Origin of the sequence: Pseudomonas sp. PS02302, from assembly GCF_029959585.1 — a bacterium.
Taxonomy (GTDB): domain Bacteria; phylum Pseudomonadota; class Gammaproteobacteria; order Pseudomonadales; family Pseudomonadaceae; genus Chryseomonas; species Chryseomonas aestiva.
On sequence record NZ_JASCON010000082.1, the window covers coordinates 1 to 24,556 of the forward strand.

Here is a 24,556-nt window from a genome sequence, read left to right on the forward strand (position 1 = left end):
CCAGGGATAGGCGAAGCTGGAGGGAGGGACGCGGTCCTGGCCGCCAACAACCTGCCGGCCAGGACCCAGAGCCTGTTCAAAGTCTCGCGAGCTAGAGACAAACAAGGCGAAAATGGCTGAGGAAGCGGAGTTTACGAGTGGTAAATGAGCATTCCGAAGCCATTTTCAACGTAGTTTGGCCGACGCGCAGCAGGCTTTGAACAGGTTCTCAGGCGCCGCGCGCCTCGACGGCCTGGCGCAGGGTCTCGATGAGCGCCTGGATACGACCGTGCTGCATCTTCATCGAGGCCTTGTTGACGATCAAGCGCGAGCTGATGTGGGCGATCAGCTCCTGGGGTTCGAGACCGTTGGCCTTGAGGGTATTGCCGGTATCGACCACGTCGATGATCTTGTCGGCCAGCCCCACCAGCGGTGCCAGCTCCATCGAGCCATACAGCTTGATGATGTCGACCTGACGGCCCTGCTCGGCATAGTAGCGCTTGGCGACATTGACGAACTTGGTCGCCACCCGCAGCCGGCCACGCGGCGCCGGAGCGCCCACGGCGCCCGCGGTCATCAGCTTGCAGCGGGCGATGCGCAGATCCAACGGCTCATAGAGGCCATCGCCGCCGTATTCCATCAGCACGTCCTTGCCGGCTACGCCCAGGTCCGCGGCGCCATGCTCCACGTAGGTGGGCACATCGGTGGCGCGGACGATGAGCAGGCGCACATCGTCCTGCGTGGTCGGGATGATGAGCTTGCGGCTCTTGTCCGGATTCTCGGTCGGGGCGATCCCCGCCGCCGCCAGCAGCGGCAGGGTGTCGTCGAGGATACGGCCCTTGGACAGGGCGATGGTCAGCATCGGAGATCCTTACTTGGGCGTACGACGAATCTTGGCACCGAGCAGCTGGAATTTCTCCTCGATGCATTCGTAGCCGCGGTCGATGTGGTAGATGCGATCGATCAGGGTATCGCCTTCGGCCACCAGGGCCGCGATGACCAGGCTCGCCGAGGCGCGCAGGTCGGTCGCCATGACCGGGGCAGCCTTGAGGCGCTGGACCCCGGTGACGATGGCGGCATTGCCTTCGATGGCGATGTTGGCGCCCATGCGCACCATCTCGTGAACGTGCATGAAGCGGTTCTCGAAGATGGTCTCGACCACGGTACCGGTGCCTTCGGCGACGGCGTTCATGGAAATGAACTGGGCCTGCATGTCGGTGGGGAACGCCGGATAGGGCGCCGTGCGGATGTTGACCGCGCGGGGGCGATTGCCCTTCATGTCCAGTTCGATCCAGTTGCTGCCGGTCGAGATGTGGGCACCGGCCTCTTCCAGCTTGGCCAGCACGGCCTCGAGGATGGTCGGATCGGTGTCCTTGAGCTTGACGCGGCCGCGGGTGGCAGCGGCGGCGACCAGGTAGCTGCCGGTCTCGATGCGGTCCGGCAGCACCGAATAGGTGGCGCCGCCCAGGCGCTCGACGCCTTCCACGGTGATGGTGTCGGTACCGGCGCCCTGGATGTTGGCACCCATGGCAATCAGGCAGTTGGCCAGATCGACGACCTCGGGCTCACGAGCGGCGTTCTGGATCACGCTGCGACCCTTGGCCAGGGTGGCGGCCATCAGGACGTTCTCGGTACCGGTCACGCTGACGGTATCGAAATAGTAGTGGGCACCGCGCAGGCCGCCGGCCGGCGCCTTGGCCTTGATGTAGCCGCCTTCGACGGTGATCTTGGCACCCATGGCCTCCAGGCCGCGCAGGTGCAGATCGACCGGACGCGAGCCGATGGCGCAACCGCCGGGCAGGGCGACTTCCGCTTCGCCGAAGCGCGCGACCATCGGGCCCAGCACCAGGATCGAGGCGCGCATGGTCTTGACCAGTTCATAGGGCGCGACCAGGGTCTTGATGCTGGACGCATCCACCTCGACGTTGAGCTTTTCGCCGATAACCGGCTGGACGCCCATGCGGCCGAACAGCTCGATCATGGTGGTGATGTCGTGCAGGTGCGGCAGGTTGGCGACGGTCACCGGGGTATCGGCGAGCAGGGTCGCGGCGAGGATCGGCAGGGCGGAGTTCTTGGCCCCGGAAATGCGAATTTCACCGTTCAGGCAGTTGCCGCCGGTAATGATCAGTTTGTCCATAGCGAGTTCTCGGCGCTGCGAATCAGGCGCGTTCGGCCCAGGCAGCACGGGTGAAGAATTTCATGGTGACAGCGTGAATGCTGCCATCGGCGATCTGCGGCTGGAGATGGGAGTAGACCTGCTGCTGACGCTTGACCGGGCTGAGTGCCTGGAGCTCGTCGCTGATCAGGTAGAGCTGGAAATTACAGCCCTCGCCTTCCACTTCGACCTGGGTATCGGCCAGTTTTGCCTCAAGGAGGCTTTTGACTTCTTGGGCCTGCATGGCGGCACCTCGGCAATCTAGTACAGCCGGCGATCATACAAAAAAACCGGCTGTACGGCGACTGCGATGACCGCTACCCGTGAGCGTCGTCCGCCAGGGGCAGCAGTTCGAGGGCATCCGAGACGTCGGCGATCTGCCGCAACTCGGAGGGCAGGCCAGCGATGGTCAGCGAACGACCCGCGGCCTGGGCATCGCGCAACCAGGCCAGCAACAGCGCCAGACCGGCACTGTTGGAATGCTCGACACCGACGCAATCGAGCACCAGCGGCCCGCTGCCCTTACCCATCAGCGCCCTGCCCTGGTCGCGCAGGGTGGGCACATTGGCATGATCGAGCACGCCCGACAGGTGCAACCGGGCGCCTTCGCCAGTGATGGCAGCGCGACTCACGAACCGACCTTGGCCTTCTGGGCCTCGGGAGAATCCTTGGCCTTGGCCACGGTGCCCGCCCAGTTGTTGATGGTCTTGTCCAGGTCGTTGCCGTTTTCCTGCATCGCCTGGGCGAACTGGTCGCGGAACAGCTTGCCGAGGTTCAGGCCGTTGATGATGACGTTACGCACCTTCCACTCGTTGCCCTGCTTGACCATGCTGTACTGCACCGGATAGACGGCGCCATTGTTGCCCTTGACCTCCATGCCAACGCTGGTGCGGTCGGGACCGTCGGACGGCCCCTCGGGCAGTACCCGGATACCCTGGTTGTTGTACTCCAGCAGCGCATTGCCATAGAACTGCATTAGGCTGCGCTTGAAGTTTTCCTGGAAGCGCGTCATTTGCTCCGGCGAGGCGCTGCGGCTGTAGCGCACGGTCATGATGCTGCGCGAGATGCCTTCGACATCCACCACCGGGCCGAGGATGTTGTTGAGCGAATCGTAGAAGGCTTCCGGGCTGCTGCGATACTTGTCGCGATTGGCCTCGAGATCGCTGAGCAGCGTGCTGGTGGTCTGCTGGATCACGTCGTGGGCCGAGGGCGCCGCCTGGGACACCAGGGGCAGCAGGGCCAGGATCGCGATCACTCCGTGACGAAGTAGCTTGAGCATGGAGAAGCCTCTCATCATTTATTGGCGGAAGAGTCTTTATTGACCGAATTGAGCAGGAATTTGCCGATCAGGTCTTCGAGAACCAGCGAGGATTGTGTATCTCGAATGGTCGAGCCTTCCTTGAGTACCTGTTCGTCCCCACCCACGCTGATGCCGATGTATTTCTCGCCGAGCAGGCCGGCGGTCAGGATCGAGGCGATGGAGTCGGTCGGCAGGTTGTCCACCTGCTTGTCGATCAGCATGGTGACCCGACCCCGGTAGCTGTTGCGGTCGAGATCGATGGCGGTGACCTTGCCGATGGTCACGCCCGACATGGTCACCCGCGATCTCACGGTGAGACCGGCGATGTTGTCGAAGTAGGCATAGACCTTGTAGGTATCGTGATGGTCGCTCATCGTCAGACCGCTTACCCGCAGCGCCAGCAGCAGCAATGCGAGCACGCCGGCCAGCAGGAAGAGTCCGACACCGATTTCCTGGGTGCGGGTTTGCATCAGAGATCTCCAAACATCAGGGCGGTAAGAATGAAGTCGAGGCCGAGCACGGCAAGCGACGCATAGACGACGGTACGGGTGGTGGCGCGGCCAATGCCTTCGGAGGTCGGCTCGCAGTCATACCCCTGGAAGACGGCCACCCAGGTCACCACGAAGGCGAACACCAGGCTCTTGATCACGCCGTTGAGCACGTCGCTGAGCATCACGCTGTTCTGCATGGTGGCCCAGAAGGAGCCGTCATAAACACCGAGCCAGTCGATGGCGACCATGGCTGCGCCCCAGATGCCCACCACGTTGAACATGGCGGCCAGCAAAGGCATGGAAATGAAGCCGGCCCAGAAACGCGGCGCGACGATGTACTTGAGCGGATCCACGCCGATCATTTCCAGGCTGGACAGCTGCTCGGTGGATTTCATGTTGCCGATCTCGGCGGTCAGCGCAGAACCGGCCCGACCGGCGAACAGCAAAGCCGTCACCACTGGGCCCAGCTCGCGCAGCAGCGTGAGGGCGACCATCTGCCCTACCGCCTGCTCGGAGCCGTACTTGACCAGGATGTTGTAGCCCTGCAGGGCGATCACCATGCCGATGAAGAAGCCCGACACCACAATGATCGGCAGTGACATCACGCCCACGGAATAGAGTTGCTTGCCCAGCAGCTGCAGGCCGCTGCCCACACCACCGCGACCGAACACCGCCAGGAGCAGGACGATGACCGAGCGGCCGATGGCCGCCACGACGTCCAGCCCGGCCTTGCCCAGCCGACGAATCCGCTCCACGGCGGAGACCTTACGCATCAGTGTTTCCCCAGCAAGGCATCGCGCAGATCCGGCGCGGCGTAGTGGAAGGGTACCGGGCCATCGGGGATGCCCTGCATGAACTGGCGAACCCGCGGATCGGGCGATTCGCGCAACTCCTTCGGCGTGCCCTGCCCGAGCACCTTGGTATCGCCGACCACATAGAGATAGTCGGCGATGCTGGCGGTCTCGGCCAGGTCGTGGGAGACCACGATGCTGGTCAGCCCCAGCGCCTGGTTGAGCAGCCGGATGAGCCGTACCAGCACGCCCATGGCGATGGGGTCCTGGCCGACGAAGGGCTCGTCGTACATGAGGATCTGCGGATCCAGGGCGATGGCCCGCGCCAGGGCGACCCGGCGCTTCATGCCGCCGGACAGCTCGTCCGGCATCAGCTCGACGGCACCGCGCAGGCCCACCGCCTGCAGCTTGAGCAGGACGATGTCGCGGATCATCTCCTCGGGCAGCTTGGTGTGCACCCGCAGCGGAAAGGCCACGTTCTCGAAGACATCGAGATCGGTGAACAGCGCGCCGCTCTGGAACAGCACGCCCATCTGCCGGCGCATGTCGAACAGCTCACCCCGGGACAGCTGCGGCAGATTGGCGCCATTGACCCAGATCTCGCCACTGCTCGGTCGCAACTGGGCGGCGATGAGGCGCAACAGGGTGGTCTTGCCACTGCCGGACGGTCCCATGATCCCGGTGACCTTGCCCCGCGGGATGCGGATATCGACCCGGTCGTAGATGAGACGCGTGCCGCGCTTGAAGGAAACGCCCTTTAGCTCCACGGCGTACGGGCTATCGACGGTCATCGAGACTCCTAAGGTTCAACTCTGTGCAGGGAGACGCCGCTCCGCCGCTTCAGGGCACGCGGCTCTCGCGCTCGGCGGCCCCGGCAAAAGGGCGGCACTATAGCATTCGTTGCCGATGAGACTCCTGAACTGCGGGCGGCGTTGCTGAGTGTCGCGGCTTTGCGCATATAATTTCCGATTGTTCCGTCACCTGCCTTCTGACCCATGCCCGACTCAATAGATTTCATCGCCTCCGCCAAGCGCACCATAGATGTAGAGCGAGCGGCCGTGGCCGCCCTGGGCGAACGCATCGACGAAAGCTTTGCCGCCGCCTGTCGCCACCTGCTCGCCTGCCGCGGGCGCATCGTGGTCCTGGGCATGGGCAAATCCGGACATGTCGGCAACAAGATCGCCGCGACCCTGGCCAGCACCGGCAGTCCGGCCTTCTTCGTGCATCCGGCGGAAGCCAGCCATGGCGACATGGGCATGATCACCCGCGATGACGTCATCATCGCCATCTCCCAGTCGGGCACCTCCAGCGAGATCCTGACCCTGCTGCCGCTGATCAAGCGCCTTGGCGTCCCGCTGATCAGCTTTGCCGGCAATCCGGCCTCGCCGCTGGCCAAGGCCGCGGACGTCAACCTGGATACCAGCGTCGCCACCGAGGCCTGCCCGCTCAATCTGGCGCCCACCTCCTCCACCACCGTCGCCCTGGTGCTGGGCGACGCCCTGGCCATCGCGCTGCTCGAGGCCCGCGGCTTCACCGCCGAGGATTTCGCCTTTTCCCACCCGGGTGGCGCCCTGGGTCGGCGCCTGCTGCTCAAGGTGGAAAACGTCATGCATGCCGGCGCCGACCTGCCACAGGTCAGCGAAGACACCCTGGTCTCCGATGCCCTGCTGGAGATGTCGCGCAAGGGGCTGGGCATGACCAGCGTGCTCGCCACCGATGGCCGCCTGGCCGGCATCTTCACCGACGGCGATCTGCGGCGCGCCCTGGATCGCGGCATCGACGTGCGCACCACGGCGATCGCAACCGTGATGACCCGTGGCGGTCGAACCGCCCGGGCGCAGATGCTCGCCGCCGAGGCGCTGAAGATCATGGAAGAGCACAAGATCAACGCGCTGGTGGTGATCGATGACGAGCACCGGCCGATCGGCGCCCTCAACATGGGTGACCTGCTACGCGCCGGGGTGCTGTAGGCCGGGTTATACTGCCCGACTAATACGCCGCAATCTCGTGTTCAACCCGCCGCCGCTGGTGCGGCCCACCACAGGTACCCTCATGTTTCGCAGCTTGCGCCGCCCCGTGCTGTTGGTCCTGATCGCCGCCGCGCTCATCGCGATCGGCTACTGGAACATCCTGCCGCAGCGCTTCGTCGATGCTCCGGCCTCGTCGACCCCGCAAGACAGCGCCATCGACGGCTATGCCCTCAATACCCGGACGATCCAGTATCGCCTGGACGGCAAGATCCAGTACGAACTCAAGGCGGAGCGCAGCGAACACGTCAAGGCGACCGACGTCACCCTGGTGACCCGGCCCGACATGCTGGCCTTTCGCGGTACCGACTTTCCCTGGCACATTCGCAGTGCCCGCGCCGAGGTCGCCCCCGGTGGCAGTCAGGCGGAGCTGATCGATGACGTGCGCGTCGAGCGTACCGATGAAAAAGGCCGCCCGGTGGTGTTGACCACTACCCGCATGACCGTCTTTCCTGACAAACAATATGCGCAAACCGAGCAAGCCGTTAGAATCGAGGCCGCCAATGGGGTGACCACGGCCAATGGCATGAAAGCGTATCTAGAAGACGGCAGAATGCTCCTGCTGTCCAACGTAAGAGGCCAGCATGAGGTTCGTTAAAACCCTCCCCTTCCTGTTCACCCTCGGCGCCACCCTTGGCAGTGCCGCGGCTTGGGCCCTGCCGACCGATCGCACCCAGCCGATCCGCGTGCAGGCCGACAGCGCCGAGCTCGACGACAAGCAGGGCGTGGCCGTGTACCGCGGAGACGTGGTCATCACCCAGGGCAGCATGAAGATCACCGGCAACACGGTGACCTTGACCCAGGACAACCAGGGCAACATCAAGGTCGCCACCGCAGTGGGCAAACCGGCCTACTACGAGCAGAAGCCCTCGGCGGACAAGGACATCGTCAAGGCCTATGGTCTGACGATCCAGTATTTCGCCCAGGAAAATCGCATCATCCTGATCGATCAGGCCAAGGTGGTCCAACAGGGCAACACCTTCGAAGGCGAGAAGATCGTCTACGATACCCAGCGCCAGATCGTCAACGCCGGGCGCGCCAACGGCAGCAAGGTCACCACGCCGCGGCCGCGCATCGACATGGTCATCCAGCCCAAGGATCAGCAGCAGTCGGGGCAGGGACAATGACGGTCACGCTCAAAGCCCAGCATCTGGCCAAGAGCTACAAGGGTCGTCAGGTCGTTCGCGACGTCAGCGTCAGCATCGACAGCGGTCAGATCGTCGGGCTGCTCGGCCCGAACGGCGCCGGCAAGACCACCTGCTTCTACATGATCGTCGGCCTGGTCAAGGCCGATCAGGGTCGGGTACTGATCGACGATCAGGATGTCACCGCCCTGCCCATGCATGGCCGGGCCCGCGCCGGGATCGGCTATCTGCCGCAGGAAGCCTCGATCTTTCGCAAGCTGACCGTGGCCGACAACATCCTCGGCATCCTGGAAACCCGCAGGGACCTGGACAAGGCTGGCCGCCTGCGCGAGCTGGAAAGCCTGCTGCAGGAATTCCACATCACCCATATCCGCGACAACCGCGGCATGAGCCTGTCGGGTGGCGAAAGACGTCGCGTCGAGATCGCTCGCGCCCTGGCCACCGCACCCAAGTTCATCCTGCTGGACGAACCCTTCGCTGGTGTGGACCCTATCTCGGTGGGCGACATCAAGCAGATCATTCGCCATCTCAAGGCCAAGGGCATCGGTGTGCTCATCACCGACCACAATGTCCGGGAAACCCTGACCATCTGCGAAACGGCCTATATCGTCAACGACGGCCAGCTCATCGCCGAGGGTACCGCCGAGGAAGTCCTCGCCAACGACCTGGTCAAGGAAGTCTATCTGGGCCACGAATTCCGCCTCTAGGCAAACCCAGGGAAACAAGGCATATAATTTGCTAACGCTCGCAGGGTTCGCGAGGTTCGGTGGCGCTGTTCGCGTCGGTAGACAAGGTGTAATTCCGCAGCCATGAAACCATCGCTAGTCCTCAAGATGGGCCAGCAGCTGACGATGACGCCGCAGCTGCAACAAGCCATACGTCTGCTTCAGCTCTCGACGCTCGACTTGCAGCAGGAAATCCAGGAAGCCCTGGAATCCAATCCGATGCTGGAACGCCAGGAAGAAGGCGAAGACTTCGACCAGAGCGAAGCCTCGAGCGAAGGCGATGAGAGCTCGGGTGCGGGCAACATGGAAACCACCTTCAAGGAAACCTCGGTCGCCGTCAACGAGATGGCCGACGACTCCGAATGGAGCGAGCGTATTCCCAGCGACAGCGAGCTGCCGGTCGATACCGCCTGGGAAGACATCTACCAGACCAGCGCCAGCAGCCTGCCCAGCAATGACGACGACGAGTGGGACTTCACCACCCGCACCTCGGCAGGCGAGAGCCTGCAGACTCACCTGCTCTGGCAACTCAACCTGGCGCCCATGTCGGATCTCGATCGCCTGATCGCCGTGGCGATCATCGACGGCATCGACACCGATGGCTATCTGCAGGAAAGTCTCGAAGACATCCATGCCTCGCTGGATCCCGAACTGGAAGTCGATCTCGATGAAGTCGAGGTGGTCCTCAGACGCATCCAGCAGTTCGAGCCGGCCGGCGTCGCCGCCCGCAACCTGCGCGAATGCCTGCTGATCCAGCTGGCCCAGTTACCGGCCAATCTCCCCTTGCTCGGCGAAGCCAAGCGCCTGGTCAGCGACTATCTCGATCTGCTCGGCAGCCGCGACTATGCGCAGCTGATGCGGCGCATGAAGATCAAGGAAGACGAGCTCAAGCCCGTCATCGAACTGATCCAGACCCTGCATCCGCGCCCCGGCTCGCAGATCGAATCCGGCGAAGCCGAATACGTGGTGCCGGACGTCATCGTCCGCAAGCACAACGAACGCTGGCTGGTGGAGCTCAATCAGGAAGCCGTGCCGCGCCTGCGGGTCAACCCCCAGTACGCCGGCTTCGTCAAGCGTGCCGACAGCAGTGCCGACAACACCTACATGCGCAACCAGCTGCAGGAAGCGCGCTGGTTCATCAAGAGCCTGCAGAGCCGCAACGAGACCCTGATGAAGGTGGCGACCCAGATCGTCGAGCACCAGCGCGGTTTTCTCGAATACGGCGAAGAGGCGATGAAGCCGCTGGTCCTGCATGACATCGCCGAGGCGGTGGGCATGCACGAGTCGACCATCTCCCGGGTAACCACCCAGAAGTTCATGCACACCCCGCGTGGCATCTACGAACTCAAGTATTTCTTCTCCAGCCATGTCAGCACCGCCGAGGGGGGCGAATGCTCCTCCACCGCGATCCGCGCGATCATCAAGAAATTGGTGGCGGCGGAAAACGCGAAAAAGCCGTTGAGTGACAGCAAGATCGCTGGTTTACTGGAATCGCAAGGTATACAAGTCGCTCGTCGCACGGTGGCTAAGTATCGGGAATCCCTGGGTATCGCTCCGTCCAGCGAACGCAAGCGTCTGATCTGACGCGTCCTGATGTGTGACCGTGCTTCGTTCGACCCGTGTCATGTCGGCGAGCAGCTTCGCCGATCGCAGCCCGGCAATAAGGAGAAGCGGTATGCAAGTCAACATCAGTGGCCATCAGCTTGAAGTGACGGAAGCCCTGCGTGACTACATCGGCGAGAAACTCGCCCGCCTCGAACGGCACTTCGACCGTATTACCAACGTCCAGGTCATTCTGGAAGTGGACAAGCTCAAGCAGAAAGCCGAAGCCACCCTGCACGTCGCCGGCGCCGCGGTGGTTGCCAACGCCGAGCACGACGACATGTATGCCGCCATCGATCTCCTGGCCGACAAGCTCGACCGCCAACTGATTAAACACAAGGAAAAATCGATCGAACGCCAGCAGGGCGTCGGCGTCCGCTGAGGTTTCGATCGCCGCTTTATGATCAGACTCGAAAACATCCTGACCCCCGGCCGCACCCAGACGGGTGCGCCGGGTGGCAGCAAAGCCGCTGTACTGGAACGCATCGCCGAGCTGGCCGCGCAGGAACTGCCCGGCCACGACGCGGCGCACATCCATGAATGCCTGATGGCGCGCGAGCGCCTGGGCTCGACCGGTTTCGGCAATGGCATCGCCATTCCCCACTGCCGCCTGGGAGGTCTGCAACAACCACTGTGCGTGCTCTTCCACCTGCAGCAGCCCGTGGACTTCGACTCCCTGGACGGCGCCCCGGTAGACCTGGTGTTCGTCCTGCTGGTCCCGGAAGCCGCCACCGAGCAGCACCTCACCCTGCTGCGCCAGATCGCCGGCATCCTCGATCGCGCCGACATCCGCGAGCGGCTGCGCAAGGCCAGGGACAGTCAGGCGCTCTATCAGATCGTCGTCGAGGCCCAGAGCGGACACTGACATGCACCTCATCATCGTGAGCGGACGTTCCGGATCGGGCAAGAGTACGGCGCTCAACGTGCTTGAGGACAATGGCTTCTATTGCATCGACAACCTGCCGGCCAGTCTGCTGCCCGATCTGGCCCAGCATGCGCTGACCGACATGGAGCGCCCCCAGCCCAAGGTCGCCCTGTCCATCGATGCACGCAACCTGCCCAGCCAGTTGCAACGCTTTCCCGAATTGCTCGAACAGGTGCGCAGTCGCAACATCCGTTGCGACGTCCTCTACCTGGATGCCGATGACCAGGCACTGCTCAAGCGCTTTTCCGAGACGCGCCGCCGGCATCCGCTGTCGAACCAGGAAAGGTCCCTGGCTGAAGCTATCCATGACGAGCAGGTGCTGCTGTCGCCCATCGCCGACCTGTCCGACCTGAAGATCGATACCACCCACCTGAATCTCTATCAGCTGCGCGACATCCTCAAGTTGCGCCTGCTGAACGCGCCGGAGCCCGGTACCGCCTACCTGGTGGAATCCTTTGGCTTCAAACGCGGGCTGCCGGTGGACGCGGACATGGTGTTCGATGTGCGCTTCCTGCCCAATCCCTACTGGAAGCCGGACCTGCGTGACTTTTCCGGACTGGATGCCCCGGTACGCGACTATCTCGAGCAACAGCCCGAGGTAGAGACCCTGTACAATGACATCCGCGATTACCTGGTGAAGTGGCTGCCGCGTTTCGCCGCCAACAACAGGTCCTATGTGACCGTGGCCATTGGCTGTACCGGTGGTCATCACCGTTCGGTCTATCTGGCCGATCGCCTGGGTCGCGAACTCAAAGACCTGCTCAAGAACGTCCAGATTCGCCACCGCGATCTCTGACGCCCGTTTTGTTTCGACAAGGACAGACTCAATGCCTGCCCAACAGATCACCATCATCAACAAGCTGGGCCTGCACGCCCGTGCGGCGGCCAAGTTCGTCGGCGTGGCCGGCCGCTATCCTGCCAGCATTCGCGTCGGCCGCAGTGGCGAGCCGCCCGTGGATGGCAAGAGCATCATGGCGGTCATGATGCTGGCCGCTGGCAAGGGCACGGTGCTGCAACTGGAAACCGAGGGTGAACAGAGCGACGAGGCCATGCGCGCCCTGGTCGAGCTGATCAACAACTACTTCGACGAAGGTGAGTGATCAGCCCTGCTCCAGCATTGCCCAATAAAAAAGCCGCCCGAAGGCGGCTTTTTTATTGGGCGTCGACTCAGGCGTTCAGCGCCGCCTCGTAGCGACGGGTCACTTCCGACCAGTTGATAACGTTGAAGAAGGCGCCGATGTACTCGGGACGACGGTTCTGGTAGCGCAGGTAGTAGGCGTGCTCCCAGACGTCCAGGCCGAGGATCGGGGTGTTGCCGGTCATCAGCGGGCTATCCTGATTGCCAGTGCTCTCGACCACCAGCTTCTTCTCGGGGGTGACGCTCAGCCAGGCCCAGCCACTGCCGAAGCGGGTCAGGGCAGCCTTGGTGAAGGCTTCCTTGAAGGCATCGAAGCCGCCCAGCTGGGACTCGATGGCTTCGGCCAGGGCGCCTTCGGGCTTGCCACCGGCGTTGGGGGCCATCACGGTCCAGAACAGGCTGTGGTTGGCATGGCCGCCACCGTTGTTCTGCACGGCGCCGCGCTTGTCCTGGGGCAGCTTGTCCAGCTGGCGAACCACGTCTTCGGCCGACAGGTTGGCGAACTCGGTGCCTTCCAGCGCCGCGTTCAGGTTGTTGATATAGGTCTGGTGATGCTTGGTATGGTGGATTTCCATGGTCTGGGCATCGACGTGCGGTTCCAGCGCGTCGTAGGCGTAGGGCAGCTGAGGCAGAGTATGCGGCATGCGGATTGTCTCCATGGTGGCTTTGGTATGGACCCATTGCCCTTGGGCAATGGGGTGTACGGCTGGTGCGCCACGGCGCACCGTCTGAAGCCTGGGCCGTCCGGTCAGCAGATTCGACCGCACGGCTATGTCCTAGTGCATTGCTAGGATACTAACGAGTAACGGGGTGGGCTGTCTCCCGTTCGACAGGATTTTCCTTTCCACGACGTCTGCGGTGAGCTGCACTAGCTGCCCGCCAGGGTCATGCCATCGATCAACACCGAGCCGGTGCGCAGACTGCCGCGGCGCTCCACGTCGCTGCCCACGGCCAGGACCTGGCGGAACATGTCGCCGAGCCGCCCGGCGATGGTGACCTCCTGGACCGGAAACTGGATCTCGCCATTCTCGATCCAGAAGCCGCCGGCGCCACGGGAATAGTCGCCGGTGACCAGGTTGGTGCCCTGCCCCATCATTTCCGTGACCAGAAAGCCGGTGCCCATCTGCCGGATCAGTTCGGCCTGGTCGGCCGTGCCGTGGCTGACATGGAGGTTGTGCACACCGCCGGCATTGGCCGTGCTCTGCATGCCCAGCTTGCGTGCGGAATAGCTGCCGAGCACATAGGAGACCAGGCGGCCGTTCTCGACGAAGGGCTTGGCGTAGGTGGCCAGGCCCTCGCCGTCGAAGGCGGCACTGCCCAAGGCGCGCGGCAGGTGCGGCCGCTCGTCCAGGGTCAGCCAGTCGGGAAACACCTGCTGGCCCAGGGCGCCTTCGAGGAAGGACGACTTGCGATAGAGGTTGCCGCCGGAAATGGCGGCGAGAAAGGTGCCGAACAGACCGGCCGCCATTTCCGGGGAAAACAGCACCGGGACCTTGGCGGTGGGCACCGGCCGCGCGCCCAGGCGGCTCACGGCGCGCTCGGCGGCGCGGCGGCCGATCTCCTCGGCACTCATCAACTCGCGGCCGATCCGGTTGACGTCGTAGTAGTAGTCGCGCTGCATGGCCTCGCCACTGCCGGCGATCATCACGCAGCTCAGGCTGTGGCGGGTGCTGGCATAGCCGCCGACGAAGCCGTGGCTGTTGCCGTACACCCGGCAGCCCTGGTGGGTATTGAGGGTGGTACCGTCGGCGTTGCCGATGCGACTGTCGGCAGCATAGGCCGCCGCTTCACAGGCCAGCGCCTGTTCGATGGCCTGCTCGGGGGTGATCTCCCAGGGGTGATAGAGATCGAGATCGGGCAATTCGCCGCGCGCCATCAGTTCGGCGTCGGCCAGGCCCGCGCAGGGATCCTCGGAGGTATGCTTGGCGATGGCCAGGGCCGCGGCCACGGTTTCGCGGATCGCCTCGGGACCGGTGGCGGAAGTGCTGGCCGAGCCCTTGCGCTGACCGGCATAGAGGGTGATGCCGAAGCCCTGGTCGCGATTGAATTCGACGGTTTCCACCTCGCCCTTGCGGACCGAGGTGGACAGGCCCTGATCGACCGAGACGGCCACTTCACCGGCGCTGGCGCCCTGGCGCCGGGCCTCGGCCAGGATGGCTTCGACCTGTTCGCGCAATTCGGGGAGCGCAGCGGGACCCACGGCGGCGTTGCGATTCATGACGTTCTCCTTACGGACGGCGCCGGCCAGGCCGGACAACCGTGCGGCAACTCGTTATGATGGCGCCCATTCTTAGCTGGACCCCATAGTTCATGGTTGATTCTTACGACGACGACGCGCCGCTGGGCGAAAAGAGCAAGACACAGGTCAAGCGCGAGCTGCATGCGCTGCAGGATCTGGGCGAACGCCTGGCCGGTCTGCCGGCCGAGCAGCTGGACCGCCTGCCGCTGACCGATCCGCTGCGCAAGGCCCTGGCCGAGGCGCCCAAGCACAAGACGCACATTGCGCGCAAAAGGCATGTCCAGTACCTGGGCAAGCTGATGCGCGACCAGGACCTGGAAGCCATCCTGGCGCTGGCCGACCAGATGGACACCTCGACGCGGCAGTACAACGAGCGCTTCCATGCTCTGGAGCGCTGGCGCGACCGGCTGATCGCCGAGGGCGACCAGGCGCTGGAAGCCTTCGTGGCGCTCTATCCGGAAACCGACCGCCAGCACCTGCGCGGCCTGGTGCGACATGCCCAGCACGAGGCGGCGCACAACAAGCCGCCGGCGGCGGCGCGCAAGGTGTTCAAGTACATCCGCACCCTCGACGAGAGCCAGCGCGGTCTGCGCTAGGTCTCTGTCCGCGATGGCCACGGCCGGCGCCCGCATCAGGCGCCAGTGCCGCCCACGGTGATGGCGTCGATCTTCAGGGTCGGCTGACCCACGCCCACCGGCAGTGACTGGCCGTCCTTGCCGCAGGTCCCTACCCCCGCATCCAGCGCCAGGTCGTTGCCGACCATGGACACCCGGTTCATGACTTCGGGGCCGTTGCCGATCAGGGTGGCGCCCTTCACTGGGCGACCGAGCTTGCCGTTCTCGATCAGATAGGCCTCGTTGGTGGTGAAGACGAACTTCCCGCTGGTGATGTCCACCTGACCGCCGCCCAGGCTGGCGCAATAGATGCCCTTCTCCACCGAGGCGATGATCTCGGCCGGATCGCTCTGGCCGGCCAGCATGTAGGTGTTGGTCATGCGCGGCATGGGCAGGTGCGCATAGGATTCGCGGCGACCATTGCCGGTGGGCGCCACGCCCATCAGCCGGGCGTTGAGCTTGTCCTGCATGTAGCCCTTGAGGATGCCGTTCTCGATCAGCACGTTGTAGCCGCTGGGGGTGCCCTCGTCGTCGATGGACAGGGAGCCGCGACGATCCGGCAGGGTACCGTCGTCGACGATGGTGCACAGCGAGGACGCTACCTGGCGACCGAGCTGACCGCTGTAGTTGGAGCTGCCCTTGCGGTTGAAGTCGCCTTCCAGGCCATGGCCGACCGCCTCGTGCAGCAGCACGCCGGACCAGCCGGCGCCCAGCACCACCGGCAGGGTGCCCGCCGGGGCCGCGGTGGCTTCGAGATTGACCAGCGCCTGGCGCACCGCTTCGCGGGCATAGCCCAGGGCGCGGTCGTCACGCTGGAAATAGCGGTAGTCGCAGCGACCGCCGCCGCCGCTGTTGCCGCGCTCGCGGCGGCCGTTCTGCTCGACGATGACACTGACGCCCAGGCGGACCAGCGGGCGTACGTCGGCCGCCAGGGTGCCGTCGACCGCGGCCACCAGGGTGCGCTCCCAGACCCCGGCCAGGCTGATGGTGACCTGCTGGATGCGCGGGTCCAGGGCGCGGGTCGCCTCGTCCAGCTGCTTCAGGAAGGTGACCTTGGTGGCGCGATCCAGCACTTCGAGGGGATTGTCCTGGCCATAGAGCCGCTGCGCCGGCTCCACCGCGCGAAACGCCTGGACCTGGCCTTCGGCGCCGCTGCGGGAGATGGAACGCGCGGCCTGGGCGGCCAGATCCAGGGCCTCGCCGGTAATGGCGTTGCTGTAGGCGAAACCGGTCTTCTCGCCGGACAGCGCCCGCACCCCGACGCCCTGGTCGAGGTGGAAGCCGCCTTCCTTGACGATGCCGTCTTCCAGCAGCCAGGACTCGGAGACGATGCTCTGGAAATACAGGTCGGCGGCGTCGATGCCGGGTCCGGCCAGACGCTGCAGCACGGGTTGCAGATCGTCCACCGCGAGTCCGCCGGGGCCCAGCAGGGCCGAGCCGACGCTATTCAGGTAATCACTCATGGAAACTCCAGACGACGCCACCGGGGGCGTCGGAACGATGAAAGGGTCGCGAGGTGACCTCTAGCCTACTCGCGGAAGTGACTGATCCCTGATGCAAAAGACCAATGGCCGTCATTGCCGTTCGGCCAGGCGCGCCGGCAGGAAGCGGCGGTGCTGGGTCACGGGCATCCGCTGCCGCAACGCCGCCTGGCGCTCGGCATCGCGCTCGATGAGCAGCACGGCTTCGCCGCTGGCCTGGACGGCAAGCACCTCGCCCCAGGGATCCACCGCCATGGCATGCCCCCAGGTGCTGCGGCCATTGGCGTGGACACCGCCCTGGGCAGCGCCCAGCAGATAGCTCTGGGTCTCCACCGCCCGGGCGCGCAGCAGCAGCTCCCAGTGGGCCTGGCCGGTGGGCACGGTAAAGGCCGAGGGAGCGCTGATCAGCTCCGCACCGGCGGCGCGCAGGGCGCTGTAGAGTTCGGGAAAGCGCAGGTCGTAGCAGACGCTCAGGCCCAGGCGGCCAACCGGGGTGTCCACCACCGTGAGGGTCTCACCGGCGGCATAGTGGTCGGATTCGCGATAGCTGCCCTGGCTGTCGCTGACGTCGGCATCGAAGAGGTGCAGCTTGTCGTAACGGGCGACCCGCTGCCCCTGATCGTCGAACAGCAGCGAACAGGCGCAGGGCTTGCCCTCGGTGGCACCGTCGGGCAGCAGCGGCAGGGTACCGGCGAGCAACCAGAGCCCCAGTTCGCGCGCCTGACTGGAGAGCCAGGGCAGGATCTCGCCCTGCCCCAGCGCCTCGGCCCGCGCCAGTTCGGCGGGGGCTGGATGGCCGATGGCGACGAAGTTTTCCGGCAGCACCGCCAGGCGCGCGCCCGCTCCGGCAGCGCGTTCGAGCAGTCGCTCGGCGGCGCGCAGATTGGCCGCCACCGCGGGACCGCTGACCATCTGCAGGATGGCTATGGACATGCAGGCACTCCAGAAGGGAGCGTCCATCCTAAGCAGCGGTGCGGCCGCAGGGCAATGCTCAATCGCGCTTGCCCGTGGTCATGGTCGGATTCTGCCAGGGGCCTTCGATGTGGTAGTTGATGCTGGCCATGCGCGTGATGCGATCGCCGATCAGTCGATCGACGATGAACAGCGCGCCACCGATGGCCGGTGCCCCGGCGATCAGCGCGGCCAGCGGCAGGGAGTTGCTGACCGGCAGCCCCACCTTGAGGTTGGCATCGACCCGGTTGCTGGCCATGTCCAGCAGGCCCTGCAGACTCATCTCGGCACCCGGCCCGCTGAGGCTGATGGGCTTGCGGGTGCGGAAGGCCCCCTGCTGGGCGTCGAGCACCCCGGTGATGCTGTCGTAGCTCAGGCCCTTGCCGAACAGATCGGAGAAATCCAGCCGCAGGCGGCGGCGGATGGATTCGAAATTGAGCAGACCGAAGATGCGCAGCGCCGAGGCCGTGCCTTCCACCTGACGCAACTGGCCGTCATTGAAGCGGGCATCGAGGCTGCCATTGAGGCGGGCCAGGGCGACATAGGCTGGCGAGCCGGGCCAGTCGACCCGGGCATCCAGACGGAAATCGCGACTGGTGACGCTGGAGGCGAAATTCCAGCCCAGCAGGATGTCGGCGATATTGCCGCCGGCGAGGCGGCCCTGGTAGTAGCTGTGGGTTGCACCTGGCGCGCCTTCCCAGCGCAGCGCGCCCTGCACCTTGAGGCCCCGCAGGTCGAGATCCAGGGCGTTGAAGTTGGCGCCTGAGGGCGAAGGCCTGAGCTGCAGGCGCTGGGCACCCACCAGACGGCCGCCCAGCTCCAGGCGATCGATGACCAGATTCAGCGCCGGCAGGCTGCGCGGATCGACGTCGGCCAGCGGATCGGGGCGCGGCGCCTCGCTTTCCACCGAGGGATCCGCCGGCGTCTGGGGAATGCGCAGGTGCTGCAGGCTGATGTCGATCGGCTGGCCAGTCTGGCGCGGGATGCGCACCTGGCCGGCGATGGTCTGGCTGGCCAGGCCGAGTTGCCAGGCACTGCCCTGGGGTTCATAGGTGAGGCGCAGGTTGTCGATCTGTTGCCCAAAGGCCAGGAAGCGCCCGAAGTTGAGATCGCCCCGTCCGAGGCTGGAGACGTCCAGGGTGTTGCCACCGCCCTGCCCTGCACTGCCGCCGCTCCCGGCCTTGCCATAGCGCTGGTAGACCTGCTGCCAGGCGGCCAGGTCGAATTCCGCCAGTTGCCCGCGCAGGTCGTAGCCGGCGGCGGTGGGCAGATTGGCGGTGCCGCCGCCCAGCACGATCTCGCCGCGGCCCTTGGCGATGGCCTTGGGATCGAGCAGCAGCACGGCATCGGCGAGGCCCTTGTAGGTCGCCTCGACCCGCCGCTCGCCATCGTTAAGTGCCAGGCTGAAGAAGCCGTCACGCGTCTCGTCGGCGTTCTTGCCGAAGGGCGCCGGCAGATCGATGGTCACCCCGCGCAGATCCGAGGTGACCGCCAGTTCGCTGTGCTCGGCCAGGATCAGGCCGAGGCGATAACCGAGCAGGCCGCGCGCCGGGATGGGCCGCCCTTCACTGCCCAGCCAGCGCGCCAGCTGGTCGACGTCGACGCGACCGTCCACCACCAGCCGGGTGCGCGGATCGTCGGGTTTGCCCTCGGCCAACGCCTGACCGCGAATGGGCTGGTCGAAGACCCGCGCCTGGATATCCGGGGCGCTAAGGCCGCTGCGGGTGTCGTAGCGAAAGGTGCCGCGCAGCTCGGTGAGGGTCAGCGGGGGATCGGCCAGTTCCAGGCGCGCCTTGTCCGGCGTCAGCTCGACCACCACCACCGGTGGCTGCCCCTTGGCCAGGGGGATGTCCAGGTTCAGGCCGCTGTTGGCGAGCGCGCCCTCGCCCTTCCAGCCGGCAAAGACCTTGGCGGTCGGCAGCGGCGTTTCCTGGAGGATCTTCAGTCCATCGCGCACGCTGCTGTCGAGCCGCGCGGTGAGCCGCAGGTGCGGCGCGCTGCCATCGTGCAACAGCGGAATGCGCGCCTCGACCTCCCTGACCCGGGTGTCGAGGATGCGTCCTTCGGGGACCTGCACCTTGACCCCGTCGCTTTCGATGAAGACATCGCCGCGCGCCTCGCGCAGAGCGGGCCAGCCGGGCTGATAGGCCAACTGGGCGTCGTGCACCCGGAAGAACAGACTCATGGTGCGCGAGTGCGCCGGCGAGCCGTGGCGCAGCGAACCCTGGTACTGGTAGATGCCCTCTTCGATGCGGCCGCCGACGATGGCGGCGCTCAGCCACTGGGCCAGCTCCGGGCTGAAATCCGTGGCCGGCAGTTTGGTCGGCAGGTACTTGCGGGTGTAGCTGGCGTCGCCATCCTTGAGGCCGACGCGCAGGTCCATGTAGCTGTCCACCTCGGGATGCAGGCCGAGCTGGATATGCATGTCGCCACTGGCGGCACCTTCCGGCCCGGTGACCTGCATCAGGGCACTGCCCAGGGTGAAGCGCTGGTCGTCGAGGCTCCAGGTCAGCCGCGCCCTGGCGGTGCGATAGCGCCAGGGTTCGGGAAAGAGGTCGCTCAGGTGCAGCATGAAGTCGGTGGTATCCAGCCGCAATTCGCCATCGCCCAGGCTGCCGCTCAGGCTACCGGTGACGCCCTCGGCGGCGGGGGCGCCGTGATAGGCGGCAAAGCCCACCCGTTCCAGATTGGCCGCATAGGAAAGACGCTCGCGCAGCGGCTTCTGCGGATAGAAGTCGGCATTGAGATTGCGCAGCTGGCCATGGGGCGCCAGGGCCTGGAGTGCCTGGGCGACCGCTGCCGGCAAGGGCGCCAGATCCCGCGCCAGCCTGGCGGCCTGCCTGAGATCCAGCTGGTCGCCACGCACCTGCAGGTGCTGGGCGGTGCTGTCATAGCCCAGGCCATAGCGGGCCTCCAGCGGCTGGCCGTCGAGCTGGGCCTTGAGCGCCAGGGCCCCGCGGTACTGGCTGGCGTCGCCAGCCTGCTGGTCGGCGTCCAGGGTCAGGGCCTGGAGGCGCACCGGAGGATGGTCGGCATAGGCGAGCGTCAGTTCATCCGCCTTCAGCCGCAGGTGGGAGCGCTCCAGGCGACCGTCGGCCCAGGCGAACCAGAACTCGCCTTCCGCCTGGGCACGCCGCAGTTGCCACTGCCGGGTCAGGGCCGCCGGCACCCAGCGGGACCAGTCGCTGGCGGGCAGGCTGAGATAGCCTTCGACAGTGCTGGCACGCCAGTCCTCGGGACGCGGCATGGCGGTGAAGTGCGCCGCGACCGTACCGCCATCAGGCAGCCGGAAACGGGTCGCCAGTTCCAGGGCGCCACTGAGCTGCCGGGACAGACTGGCCTCGGCATACCTCAGGGTCACCGGCGAACCCTGCTGGGGAATCAGGCTGAGCTGGCTATCCAGCAGACTGGCATGACCCAGACGCGCCAGGCCATCGAGCAGCGGACCCGGATCGAAGGGCTTGGCATCCGGTGCCCGCGGCGGCAGGCCGCGCAATTGCCAGTGCCCCTGGGCGTCTTCCTGCAGGACCAGATGGACGCCATCGATTTGCACGGACTTGAGTCGCAACTGGCGATGCCAGAGGCTGCCGAAGACATCCGGCACCACCTGGAGGTGATCCAGCTGCACCATCTCCTCGCCGCGCCCCAGGCTCAGGTCGCGCAGGATCAGCACCGGATTCCAGCGGGCCCAGCGCCCTTCGAGCCGGCCCAGGCGCACCGGCTCGCCCAGCGCCGCCGCGGCGCGCGACTCGACCTCGTTGCGGTATTCGCCGACCCATGGCATGAGCAACCGGCCCAGGCCGAGATACAGCGCCAACAGGACGAGCAGCAGCAGCGCCAGACCCAGCGCGCCGCGTTTGAGCAGGGACATCAAGACCCGGACCTAGAGCAGCACGACATCGTACTGCTCCTGGGAATACATGGTCTCAACCTGGAATTTGACGGTGCGACCGATGAAGGCCTCGAGATCGGCAACGTTGCCCGATTCCTCGTCCAGCAGCCGATCCACCACCTTCTGGTTGGCCAGCACCAGGTAGGAATTGGCCTGGTAGGCCCGCGCCTCGCGCAGGATTTCGCGGAAGATCTCGTAGCAGATGGTCTCGGCGGTGCGCAGGATGCCGCGTCCCTGGCAGTTGGCGCAGGGCTCGCAGAGCACCTGGGACAGGCTTTCGCGGGTGCGCTTGCGGGTCATCTGCAAGAGGCCCAGCTCGGTGATGCCGATGATGTTGGTCTTGGCATGGTCGCGTTCGAGCTGCTTTTCCAGGGTACGGATCACCTGGCGCTGGTGCTCTTCGTCTTCCATGTCGATGAAGTCGATGATGATGATGCCGCCGATATTGCGCAGCCGCAGCTGGCGGGCGATGGCGGTGGCTGCCTCCAGATTGGTCTTGAAGATGGTCTCTTCCAGATTGCGATGGCCGACGAAGGCGCCGGTGTTGACGTCGATGGTGGTCATGGCCTCCGTGGGGTCGATCACCAGATAGCCACCGGACTTGAGCAGCACCTTGCGCTCCAGGGCCTTCTGGATCTCGTCTTCCACGCCATAGAGGTCGAAGATCGGCCGTTCGCCAGGATAGTGCTCCAGCCGCGTCGCCACCTCGGGCATCAGCTCCTCGACGAACTGGCCGATACGCTGGAAATTCTCGCGACTGTCGACGCGGATCTTTTCCGTGCGCGGCCCGACCAGATCGCGCAGGGCGCGCAGGGCCAGGGTCAGGTCTTCGTAGATGGGCACCGGCACCGGTCCCTGGAGATTGCCGGAGATCTGCTGCCAGAGCCGCCGCAGGTAGCGGATATCGGCGAGGATGTCTTCTTCGCGCGCCGCCTCGGCGGCGGTGCGCAGGATGAAGCCGCCCTCGTGCTCGATGCCCTCGCTCTCCACGCAGCGCGCCATGATCGCCTTGAGCCGCTCGCGCTCGGCTTCGTCCTCGATCTTCAGCGAGATGCCGACGTGGGAGGTGCGCGGCATGTAGACCAGGTAGCGCGAGGGGATCGACAGGTGGGTGGTGAGGCGGGCGCCCTTGGTGCCTATGGGGTCCTTGGTGACCTGCACCACCAGCGTCTGGCCCTCGCGCACCAGGGCGTTGATGCTTTCCACCGCCGCGCCTTCGCGCTGGGAGATCTCGGCGGCATGGATGAAGGCCGCGCGGGTCAGGCCGATGTCGATGAAGGCCGCCTGCATGCCCGGCAGCACCCGCACCACCCGCCCGCGATAGATGTTGCCGACGATGCCGCGTCTCAGGGTGCGCTCGACGTGCACCTCCTGCAGCACACCGTTTTCCACGACGGCGACACGGGACTCCATGGGAGTGATGTTGATGAGGATCTCTTCGCTCATGGAGGACTCTTGGACGACGTGGAAGGGCAGAAAGGGAACCGCGGCGCCAGGCGCCTCAGGGCTAGGTGGTCGGCCGTCCGACAGACCGCCAACAAGGGATGGCGAAAGCGCTCAGCAGTTCCGCGGTCTCGCACAGCGGCAACCCGACGACGGCGCTGTAACTACCCGTCAGGCCACGCACGAAGACCGCACCAGCGCCCTGGATGGCATAGCTGCCGGCCTTGTCGGCCGGCTCGCCGGTAGCCCAGTAGCGTTCGGCCTCGCCGGGCGCCAGGGGGCGGAATTCCACCCCGGCGGACACCACGCGGCTCAGGCAGCGCTCGCCATCGGCGACGGCGACGCCGGTCACCACCCGGTGCCGGCGCCCGCTGAGGGCGGCGAGCATGGCCAGGGCGTCGGCGCGATCCCGGGGTTTGCCGAGCAGCTGGTCATCGAGCACCACGCAGGTATCGGCGCCCAGCACGCAGCCGGCGGAAGCACCGGCCAGCACCTGCCGGCCCATGGCTGCCTTGGCCCGCGCCAGGCGTTCGACATAGGCGTCCGCCGACTCCCCCGGATGCGGGGTTTCGTCCACCGTTGCGACGACCTTCTGGAAGGCCACGCCGATCTGTTCGAGCAGTTCGGCGCGGCGGGGCGAAGCGGAGGCGAGGTAGAGCTGGGACATCGACAACAACCAGACGGCGGGAGATGACGGGAGAATGCCAGCCTGTTGCAGGTGAAACCAGCTTAGGCTTTGTCTGAGAAGTGCCTGCGCTCGGTCATGCGGCGTTAAAAATCAACTCGGAATGCTCATTTACCCTTCGTAAACTCCGCTTCCTCGCTGATTTTTGCCTTGCCTGACCTTCGCTCAGCGACTTTTCAGACAAGCCTTAGTTGACGCCGAATCTGAGGCGCAGCCCGCGGAGCAGCAGGTAGATCCACGGCCAGAGCAGCGCGCTGACCAGCGAGGGGGTGAGAAACACCAGGGTCGGTGGCCGGCTGCCGGCCAGGGCGTTGAGCCACAGCGCCAGCAACTGGGCGATGCCGTAGACCACCAGCAGCACGAAGCTCTGCTGCCAGATGGGAAAGGCCCGCAGTCGCTGCGCCAGGGAGCGCACCAGAAAGACCACCAGGCTTAGCACCAGGGCGGTCTGGCCCAGCAGGTTGCCGTAGAGCACGTCTTCGGCGATGCCCATCGTCCAGGCGGTGAACAGGCCGACGCGGTGCGGCAGGGTCAGGGTCCAGAAGGTCAGCAGCATCGCCAGCCACAGCGGCCGGCCGATCTCCATGAACTCGGGCATGGGCACGACGGACAGCAGCAACCCGACCAACAGGGTGAGCCCGATCACCCACCCGTTGTGGCCGATGCGCAGCGCCATCAACGATCACCCTCGTCCGGCAGTTCCGGCGCCGGTTGCTGCACCCGACGCTGCGGTTGGGCAGCGTTAGCGGCCGGATGGCTCGGCGTGGCGGTCGCGCCCTGCGCCGGTGGCTTGGCCGCCGCCGGATGAGCCGCGCTGCCGCTTGCGTTCGCGGGCGGCTTGGTCGGCGTGGCGGAATGGGCCGGGCTGCTGCCCTGGCCCGCGGGCGGCTTGGCCGGCGTCGCGCTGCGACTGCCGGTGCCGGCGGCGGGCGCCGGCGTGGCATTGGCGGCTGCCGGATGCGCAGCCGAGGCG

The 24,556-nt window shown here is 65.5% G+C and carries 26 protein-coding genes and 1 pseudogene; 10 read left to right on the forward strand and 17 right to left on the reverse strand.

What is annotated here, in order from left to right:
• Positions 1-208 precede the first annotated feature (208 nt).
• The 8 genes from hisG to QMX82_RS21245 all read right to left on the reverse strand — a co-directional run bounded on the left by hisG (position 209) and on the right by QMX82_RS21245 (position 5,507).
• Positions 209-841, reverse strand: coding sequence for an ATP phosphoribosyltransferase (gene hisG / locus QMX82_RS21210; protein WP_208694429.1), 633 nt, complete (start codon positions 839-841; stop codon positions 209-211).
• A gap of 9 nt (positions 842-850) precedes the next feature.
• On the reverse strand, positions 851-2,116 hold the full coding sequence (gene murA / locus QMX82_RS21215) for a UDP-N-acetylglucosamine 1-carboxyvinyltransferase (RefSeq protein ID WP_208694428.1): 1,266 nt from the start codon (positions 2,114-2,116) through the stop codon (positions 851-853).
• A 22-nt stretch (positions 2,117-2,138) separates the two neighbouring features.
• A complete protein-coding gene (locus tag QMX82_RS21220; protein ID WP_007159508.1) occupies positions 2,139-2,378 on the reverse strand; it encodes a BolA family protein in 240 nt (79 codons plus the stop codon).
• A gap of 73 nt (positions 2,379-2,451) precedes the next feature.
• Positions 2,452-2,766: an STAS domain-containing protein gene (locus QMX82_RS21225; RefSeq protein ID WP_282287310.1), complete on the reverse strand. Its 315-nt coding sequence runs from the start codon at positions 2,764-2,766 to the stop codon at positions 2,452-2,454.
• Positions 2,763-3,413, reverse strand: coding sequence for an MlaC/ttg2D family ABC transporter substrate-binding protein (locus tag QMX82_RS21230; RefSeq protein ID WP_208694425.1), 651 nt, complete (start codon positions 3,411-3,413; stop codon positions 2,763-2,765). Before QMX82_RS21230 ends, QMX82_RS21225 begins: the two co-directional genes overlap by 4 nt.
• A gap of 14 nt (positions 3,414-3,427) precedes the next feature.
• On the reverse strand, positions 3,428-3,904 hold the full coding sequence (mlaD, locus tag QMX82_RS21235) for an outer membrane lipid asymmetry maintenance protein MlaD (protein WP_208694424.1): 477 nt from the start codon (positions 3,902-3,904) through the stop codon (positions 3,428-3,430).
• On the reverse strand, positions 3,904-4,698 hold the full coding sequence (gene mlaE, locus QMX82_RS21240; protein WP_059314028.1) for a lipid asymmetry maintenance ABC transporter permease subunit MlaE: 795 nt from the start codon (positions 4,696-4,698) through the stop codon (positions 3,904-3,906). The genes mlaD and mlaE overlap by 1 nt, the downstream gene beginning before the upstream one ends.
• Positions 4,698-5,507: an ATP-binding cassette domain-containing protein gene (locus tag QMX82_RS21245; RefSeq protein WP_187978685.1), complete on the reverse strand. Its 810-nt coding sequence runs from the start codon at positions 5,505-5,507 to the stop codon at positions 4,698-4,700. Before QMX82_RS21245 ends, mlaE begins: the two co-directional genes overlap by 1 nt.
• 204 nt (positions 5,508-5,711) lie before the next feature.
• On the opposite strand from QMX82_RS21245, the gene QMX82_RS21250 reads away from it, so the two are divergent.
• The 9 genes from QMX82_RS21250 (at position 5,712) to QMX82_RS21290 (ending at position 12,240) form a co-directional block, all read left to right on the forward strand.
• Positions 5,712-6,686 (forward strand): KpsF/GutQ family sugar-phosphate isomerase, encoded by a 975-nt coding sequence (locus tag QMX82_RS21250; protein ID WP_208694423.1) that lies wholly within the window; start codon positions 5,712-5,714, stop codon positions 6,684-6,686.
• Between the two features lie 82 nt (positions 6,687-6,768).
• The gene (gene lptC / locus QMX82_RS21255) at positions 6,769-7,341 is read left to right on the forward strand and encodes an LPS export ABC transporter periplasmic protein LptC (RefSeq protein ID WP_158892223.1); all 573 of its coding nucleotides are present in this window, start codon (positions 6,769-6,771) and stop codon (positions 7,339-7,341) included.
• On the forward strand, positions 7,328-7,870 hold the full coding sequence (gene lptA / locus QMX82_RS21260; RefSeq protein WP_017640055.1) for a lipopolysaccharide transport periplasmic protein LptA: 543 nt from the start codon (positions 7,328-7,330) through the stop codon (positions 7,868-7,870). Before lptC ends, lptA begins: the two co-directional genes overlap by 14 nt.
• On the forward strand, positions 7,867-8,595 hold the full coding sequence (lptB, locus tag QMX82_RS21265; protein ID WP_208694422.1) for an LPS export ABC transporter ATP-binding protein: 729 nt from the start codon (positions 7,867-7,869) through the stop codon (positions 8,593-8,595). Before lptA ends, lptB begins: the two co-directional genes overlap by 4 nt.
• Positions 8,596-8,697: 102 nt before the next feature.
• Entirely contained in the window at positions 8,698-10,197 is a 1,500-nt protein-coding gene (locus QMX82_RS21270) for an RNA polymerase factor sigma-54 (protein ID WP_208694421.1), read from the forward strand.
• Between the two features lie 91 nt (positions 10,198-10,288).
• On the forward strand, positions 10,289-10,597 hold the full coding sequence (hpf, locus tag QMX82_RS21275) for a ribosome hibernation-promoting factor, HPF/YfiA family (RefSeq protein WP_007159519.1): 309 nt from the start codon (positions 10,289-10,291) through the stop codon (positions 10,595-10,597).
• Positions 10,598-10,615: 18 nt separating this feature from the next.
• The gene (ptsN, locus tag QMX82_RS21280) at positions 10,616-11,080 is read left to right on the forward strand and encodes a PTS IIA-like nitrogen regulatory protein PtsN (RefSeq protein ID WP_208694420.1); all 465 of its coding nucleotides are present in this window, start codon (positions 10,616-10,618) and stop codon (positions 11,078-11,080) included.
• 1 nt (position 11,081) lies between these two features.
• A complete protein-coding gene (gene rapZ / locus QMX82_RS21285) occupies positions 11,082-11,936 on the forward strand; it encodes an RNase adapter RapZ (RefSeq protein WP_133859841.1) in 855 nt (284 codons plus the stop codon).
• A gap of 31 nt (positions 11,937-11,967) precedes the next feature.
• Positions 11,968-12,240: an HPr family phosphocarrier protein gene (locus QMX82_RS21290; protein WP_133859842.1), complete on the forward strand. Its 273-nt coding sequence runs from the start codon at positions 11,968-11,970 to the stop codon at positions 12,238-12,240.
• 67 nt (positions 12,241-12,307) lie between these two features.
• Here QMX82_RS21290 and QMX82_RS21295 read toward each other — a convergent pair whose 3' ends face one another.
• Positions 12,308-12,922, reverse strand: a complete 615-nt coding sequence (locus QMX82_RS21295) for a superoxide dismutase (protein ID WP_282287326.1) — start codon at positions 12,920-12,922, stop codon at positions 12,308-12,310.
• 224 nt (positions 12,923-13,146) lie between these two features.
• Positions 13,147-14,496, reverse strand: coding sequence for a metalloprotease PmbA (gene pmbA, locus QMX82_RS21300; protein WP_208694419.1), 1,350 nt, complete (start codon positions 14,494-14,496; stop codon positions 13,147-13,149).
• 92 nt (positions 14,497-14,588) lie between these two features.
• Here pmbA and yjgA point away from each other — a divergent pair, with 92 nt between their 5' ends.
• The gene (gene yjgA, locus QMX82_RS21305; protein ID WP_133859845.1) at positions 14,589-15,113 is read left to right on the forward strand and encodes a ribosome biogenesis factor YjgA; all 525 of its coding nucleotides are present in this window, start codon (positions 14,589-14,591) and stop codon (positions 15,111-15,113) included.
• 35 nt (positions 15,114-15,148) lie between these two features.
• On the opposite strand, the gene tldD is transcribed toward yjgA, so the two are convergent.
• The 7 genes and pseudogenes from tldD to QMX82_RS21340 form a co-directional block, all read right to left on the reverse strand.
• Entirely contained in the window at positions 15,149-16,594 is a 1,446-nt protein-coding gene (gene tldD / locus QMX82_RS21310) for a metalloprotease TldD (RefSeq protein WP_158892217.1), read from the reverse strand.
• 111 nt (positions 16,595-16,705) lie between these two features.
• The gene (locus tag QMX82_RS21315; RefSeq protein ID WP_282287339.1) at positions 16,706-17,545 is read right to left on the reverse strand and encodes a carbon-nitrogen hydrolase family protein; all 840 of its coding nucleotides are present in this window, start codon (positions 17,543-17,545) and stop codon (positions 16,706-16,708) included.
• Between the two features lie 58 nt (positions 17,546-17,603).
• Entirely contained in the window at positions 17,604-21,434 is a 3,831-nt protein-coding gene (locus tag QMX82_RS21320; protein WP_282287341.1) for a YhdP family protein, read from the reverse strand.
• A gap of 12 nt (positions 21,435-21,446) precedes the next feature.
• Entirely contained in the window at positions 21,447-22,901 is a 1,455-nt protein-coding gene (rng, locus tag QMX82_RS21325; RefSeq protein ID WP_208694415.1) for a ribonuclease G, read from the reverse strand.
• A 61-nt stretch (positions 22,902-22,962) separates the two neighbouring features.
• Positions 22,963-23,565, reverse strand: coding sequence for a Maf family protein (locus QMX82_RS21330; RefSeq protein WP_282287345.1), 603 nt, complete (start codon positions 23,563-23,565; stop codon positions 22,963-22,965).
• A gap of 205 nt (positions 23,566-23,770) precedes the next feature.
• Entirely contained in the window at positions 23,771-24,259 is a 489-nt protein-coding gene (mreD, locus tag QMX82_RS21335) for a rod shape-determining protein MreD (protein ID WP_208694413.1), read from the reverse strand.
• Positions 24,259-24,556, reverse strand: a pseudogene (locus tag QMX82_RS21340) (rod shape-determining protein MreC); the annotation flags it as partial. The gene mreD and the pseudogene QMX82_RS21340, both read right to left, overlap by 1 nt.